The 6510-nt window shown below is 61.5% G+C and carries 1 protein-coding gene; it reads right to left on the bottom strand.

Translation table 11 applies throughout. From position 1 onward, the window contains the following. Window positions 1-6510, bottom strand: a 6510-nt coding sequence (locus tag FNA46_RS26235) for a hypothetical protein (RefSeq protein ID WP_185969987.1), incomplete at both ends; no start/stop codon positions are given.

Below are 6510 nucleotides of genomic sequence, written 5' to 3' on the forward strand. Positions count from 1 at the left end.
TGCCGTCAGGGATACGCCGCCGGCACCCGTCGCCGTCACGCTGGCGCCGGACGACAGTGCAAGAGCCGTCTGCGCCGTCACACCGATCGAACCGTTTGCGGCCTCGATCGCATCGGTCAGGTCGAGCCGGCCGGCAACGGACGTGATGCCGATCGTACCCGTGCCACCCGTCTTCACCTGACCGATCGTGGCATCCGTGCCAGCCGACAGTGTCACGCTGCCCGTACCACCATCGATCAGCGAACCAGAGGCCTGCGTCAGGCGACGACCTGACGAGAGCGCGATATCGCCATCGATCGCGGTTAGGGACCGGGTCAGCAAATCCCCAGTGCTCGACAGCGTTATGGAGGAGCCTGCGGCCACCATGCCGCTCTCCAGAGTCATGCTTCTGCTGTTTTCGATGACGACATTGCCGCCATCGGCATTGGTGAAGGCGAGATGCGCGAGATTGGTCGAGAGCCCCGTTTCGCCGCCGATTCCGCCATGTGCTGACAATGTCACACCCGCGGTTTCATCGGAAACGTCGATGTCCTTCAGATCGTCGCCGTTTCCGTTGATCGAACCGCCGGCATTGACGACAACAGCGTTGTCTCCACCCTTCTGGCTGACCAGATTACCGAGCACAATGTTGCCGGCGGCACCGAGATCAATGGCATTGCCCTTGGCGTCGATGGTCGATCCCTTGCCCATCACGAGGTTGGCCTCCGTGCGGATCTTGGCAGTTCCGTCGCGAGAGATCACCTTGCTGTTTTCGCCGAAGATCACGTCATCCGGCGCAAACCAGTCGATGATGCTCGCCGAGAAGGTATTGCCGGCCTCGACCAGGATCTGGCTGGCAGATACGATCTGCGAAATGCCGCCGACGATGGCTTCCTTGACATACACAGGCAGATCAGGCGCTGCGATATAGGAATCGCCCGGCGTCTGCAGCTCAATCTTGCCATCGGTGCGGGTCGTGATATCGAGCGACGATCCCTGTGTGCCGATGCCGTCGCGGGCATAGAGCTTGATGTTGCTGCCGTTGAGGTCTACGCCCGCATCCGCGAAGGCATCGACGATGCGCCCGTCATTGGCCGCGAGGTCGAGCGTCGGGCCGGCCGCGTCCTGGAGGCGCAGGTCACCCGTCTTTTCGGCCAGATAGGCAGCGCCATCGGTGCGCAACTGCACGAAGCCGTCATCGGTCGTATCCGTCACGAAGCGCTTGTCAGCTGTGCCGAGGTTCTCACCGGCACTCGAAAGGATGAGGTTGCGGCCGGTCGCATTGGCCTGTCCATCCTCATTGGCGTTCAGCAGGCTTCCGGACGTATTCAATTGCAGCGTGTTGCCGACAGCAATCGTCTTGACGTTGAGGTCGCCCTGGCTCTGAAGATAGGCGTCCTCTCCGGCGCTGACGCTGACTGTGCCGCCCGTGTTGATCGACACGCCGTCACGCCGGGTCACGGTGACAGACCCGTCGGTATTGTACTGGACATCACCGACCTGCGCGGTGCGCATGCGCTGCATGTCGGCGACGGAAACCGTGTTGCCACCACCCTGGTTGACGCTGAAGCTACCGTTTTCTTCCCCGATCGTACCGGAGACCTGTACATTCAGGCTTCCGGCCTGGATGTTGCTAGCCTGATTCGAACCGCCCGCATTGCCGCCGGCGACCTCCGCATTGACAGCCGAAAGGACGGCATTGCGATCGAAGGTCAGTCCTGCGGCGTTGGCGGTCTGCTCGCTGTCGGTCAGCGTGTAGACGAAATTCGCATCGTAGGTGCCCTGCGCCGCAGCGCCGAGCTTGGTGTTCGCGTCGTGGTAGAAGGCCGTCTGCTTCGCCTCGTAGGCAACAATGTCCGCGTCGGTGAAGCCGTTGGCCACCAGAGCCGCACGATCTGCATCCGAGACATGATAGACAAAATCGCGGTCATAGGGCGCAATCGTGCCGGTCACATCCGTAGCAGCCCCGCGCATCTGGCTCGTTCCGGAGGTCGAAGTGGTGCCGGCGCCGCGCATCTTCCAGTACGCATGGTACATCGCCGTCATCTGCTTGGCCTTGGCCTCATTGACCAGGGTGGTCTCGGAGGCGGCATGAGCCGAGGTGCCGAGGCCACGCGCGTCGAGGTAGTCGGCAAAGGCGGCATCGCGGGCGGAAAAGTCGCTCGCCGGCGTCTGGCCATTGAGAAGATTGCCCTGAACGAGGAGGGTGAGGTCTCCTCCCACGTCGATGGTGTCAACCCTCAGGTCGCCGTTGACCTCGCGAATGGTGACGGCGTTCTTATCCTTCGTGACGACGGACAAGGTGCCGCCACCCGCCGCGTCGGTGTCGACATCGAGCTTGTTGTTGGCAAGGCCGGTCAGGATCTTGCCGGTCTTGCTTTCCAGCTGGATACGCCCCCCCTTCACGGCGGATTTCATGTTCGAGGCGCTCAGATCAAGATCGCCGCGCGCAACAAGGGTCAGATCGCCGCCATGGGCGGTCTTGGCCGCATCGACCGTGATCTGGCCAAGGCGCAGACCGCCCGCAACCTCTTCCAGATAGAGGCTCGGTGCCGAGGCATTGACAATGGCATTGGCACCGGTCTGCTCGATGCGGAACGTATCGGTCGATGACATGCCGATGGCGGTTTTCGCATTCAGCTTGATATTGTTGGCGATCAGCACACCGGCCTGGCCGTCATTCTCCGCCGTGTAGAGGCCGCCATCCCGGCTCGTCAGGCGGGTTTCGCCCGAAATGTTGCGCACGGTGCCGCCGATCAGCACATCACCCTTGCTGTCCACGGCGATCCGCCCGGTGTCTTCGCCGAAGAAGCCGATATTGATCGTCTTGTCCGCCTTCACCGAGTAGGTCTGATTGCTCCGGTAATAGATGCGATAGTCCATCTTCGGACGGACTTCGTAGTCCAAACAGATGGCCACGTCTGTTTCGCACACGGTCTCGCTGGTGAAGTTCTGCACCTCACGCCGTTGTTCCGTGACACTGCGGGTATAATGGAATTCCGAGCTGTCGGACGCATTCACCACCAGTGCGCCAACCGGATCCTTCCCATAGGTCGGAGTGGACCAGCTCAGGTGTTCATCGCGCCAGCGCTCCCAGCCATCACTGCTCGTCTTGGTGGTCAGCTTGCCACGGATCCAATCGTAGCTGACGTCACTCCACGGCCTTCCTTTGCGCTCCTTGTAGATGGCCTCGACACTGGCCTCACCCTCGTCTTCGTCCTCGTGATACGAATAGAACCGCTGAAGGTCGTAATAGTCAGCCGTCACCGTCCACTGGTAGCGTTGGTTGGCGAGCGGGTTGTAGGTGGCCGCTGCCGCACCGGTCGCCACCTGCGTCATTGCAATGCCGTTCGTCAGTTTGTTCGAAGTGTTCTCGTACTTGACGATGTCGCTGCCAATGCGCGCCCAGCGGGTCTGCAGATAGCTGCTGTTGGCGGTCTGATAGTTGTGATCGTTGAAGACGATCGTGCCTTCCACGCCATTACCGGTATCGATGTCACGCAGTTCCAGCGCGCTCGTCGACTGGTTGGTGATGTCGAAACGGGCAAAGCCGTCCAGCGCCTCCACCTTGCCGCGGCCGGTGCTGGCAATGCGACCCTCGATCACGATGGTGCCACCCTCGGCCTGCAGGTTCTTCGCGACCACGCGACCCGTCGCATAGTCGTAATAGAGCGGAATTTCGGCGAGATCATCGATCGAGATACTGGCCAGTTGATCACGCGTGGCCGTCAGCGGATCGAAACCAAGTTTGGCATTCAGCTGATAATAGCGGTCCGCCTCGCTCTTGGTCTGGGCATAGCGGGTCTTCTGGGCACTCGCCAGGGCCACGTCCACCTGCGCCTGCGTCACGGTCGTATCCCGACCGCTCACACCGGAGCGAATGGTGCCGTTGATGTTGACCCCGTCGGCCTTGATATAGATGTTGCCCAGGGTCTCGATCGAACCTGCCGTCCCTCCCGGCGTTGCCGAATTGAGCTTCACATCCGTATTGCCGGCGGTCTGCGTGTTGCTGTTGGCATTGACCAGATTCTGAAACTCCTTGATCGGGTCGTTGCCGAGATTGACGTCGTCGTCGCTGTCGATCCGGAAGTCGCGGCCTGCAAGGATGGTCAGGTCTGCTGCCTGCACGCGCGACTGCAGCATCACCGAACCATAAATATTGGCGAGCGTTACCGAACCGCCGATATTGCTGATCTGCCCCTTCACCGTCAGATCGGGACCGCTGGCATTGGTGTTGACGACCGCAAGCACCGCGTCCTTCGTGGGCAGCGCGTAGGAGACGGCGCCCAGCAGCGGCGATCCGTTCTGCTTGATCGGCGTGCCGTTCAGGTAAAGCTTGCCGCCCACCAGATAGGGGATCGACAGGCCGGTGATGGCAAGCGCATTCGAGGAGGTGTTGGCCACCCGCAGGTCGGCATCGCGTGGCGTCACGATGGCGCCGGTACCGGTAAGGCCACCCTTTTCGACTCCGGTCCGCAGGACGACGTCACCGAGGGGCGCCTCGTAGTTGACGTTCCAGGTGTTGCCGGACTTGCTGACGGCCTTGCGCCAGTTGTAGCCGCTGCCGGTGACGGAACTGATGTCGGTGCCGTCGATCGAGATCCAGCGCGAACGGTCAAGGCCCGTTTCCAGCGTGCCGTTGAGATTGACGGTGCCCGATTTGCTGGCCGTGCCGACACCCTTGATGTCCATCAGGGCTGTCAGGAAGCTGGTCGCCGAGTAGTTGCGGACATCGATATAGGCGGTGGCGCCACCGCGCGTCTCGTCAGCCGCGCCGGCATGAAGGTTCTCGCCGGACTGCACCTTGCCACCGCTGGCGATGCTCAGGATATTGTTCTGGTCGCTCGTCGCGCGCGAGATGTTGTCACGCGGAACCCCGATCGCAGCACCGATGATGGAGATGACCGAAGCCGCGATATCGTTGCTGTTGATCCGATAGCCGACCAGACGGTCGCCGGCGAGCGCGAGCGTATCGTTTGCCGCGACATAGTCTTCGCCGGCGCCCAGGAACACATCGCCGTAACTGGCGATCCTGGCGTTTTCGCCGATCTTGACCACATTGTCGGAGGTCGATGCGGTGACGGAATCCACCCGCAGAGATGCACCGGCGCCATAGGCCGAGCCATCCCCGGCGGTGGCCATCTTGGTATCGGTGACAGCGGAGGCCTCCAGGTGTTCGCCCGCAAACAGCGAGGCGGACTGGCCGACTGTCACGAAGGACTGTGCACGGCTGCCGGAAATGCCGGCATGCGTAAAGCGTGTCTTGCCGCTGGCGGCGGCCCCAGCACCGGCGGCGTCGACGGTGATGGTGTCGTCGCCGCCGACATTCGCCATGGATTTGACCGTGAGGTCGCCGGCCGAATAGAGGCTCGTCTTCTTGCCGATCGAAACACCCGTATTGGTCTTCACCGATACATCCGAATCCACGTCGGCAATCGCGATAGCCCCATAGGCTTTCAGATTGATATTGCTGTCACTGAACAGATCCTTTGCGATGGCATTGCGTGCCAGAATCTGGATCTTCTCGCCGTTGCTCTGGTCGTCATAGGTCTTGGAAACGATCTTTCTGTTGTCGCCAATATCGATCGTCGACGTTCCCTCGATGTCATAATCGGTGCGGCCGGAACCGCCGCCATAGAGACCGACGCCGAAGGAATTCATCTTGCCATCAAAGTGCCGATCATGATCGGCCTTGATGACAATTTCTCCGGTTGCGCGAATATCATCGCCAGTCGGCGTGCTGGCGAGATCGGAGAGCTCGATGGTCGTCGCCCCCTTGTCGATCACGGTCGCGCTGGAAATGCCCGCCGTGTAGACGCCGCCGGACACAGCAAAGCTTTCGGCGGTCGTCTTCGTGTCGCTGTTGGCAAGAACATGGATGTTCCTTGCAGCATTGACGGACGAGCCAAGCGTGATGCGGCTGGTGTTTTCATTCTTCGCCTGGGCCACATGCGCACCGAGCGACAGGCCACCAACAGTGATGCCGATGATCCTGGACTGAAGGGCGACCTCATTCTCGGTCGTGATGTCGACATCGCCGGTTCGTGCGGTGATCTGGCCGATGCCGAGATCGATGACAGCATCATTGCCGGTGGCGGACCCGATATTGCTGCCCTGCGCGGCGCCCAGGCCGCCAGCCGCGGCCAGCGCGAAGCTTTCCGCACGACGGTAGGTCGGACGAACAATGCCAATGCTGTCGGCGGCCGCCTCAACCGAATCGCCGCTTGCGGTCGATTCGAGCGTTGAGACACCTGCCAGGCGGCCGGCGGTCTGCAATTCGCCGACAAGGGCGGAGATTTCCACCGCACTGCCCTTCAGCACATGATTGTTGCCGGCCTTGACCGTCGCATCGCCATAGCTTTCCGCATAGGAATGGACATAGCCGGCAGCCACCGCGCCCAGCGCGATACCAACGACGTTGGAGACCGACCAGCCGAGGTTTTCGGCCTGGAGGTTCAGCACCCCGGCGGCATCGAGCGTCACATTGTCGCCGAGTTGCACCGTCGCGTCGCTGTCTTCCTCGATCTCGGA

The sequence above is a fragment of the Affinirhizobium straminoryzae genome, assembly GCF_007004135.1.
GTDB lineage: Bacteria > Pseudomonadota > Alphaproteobacteria > Rhizobiales > Rhizobiaceae > Neorhizobium > Neorhizobium straminoryzae.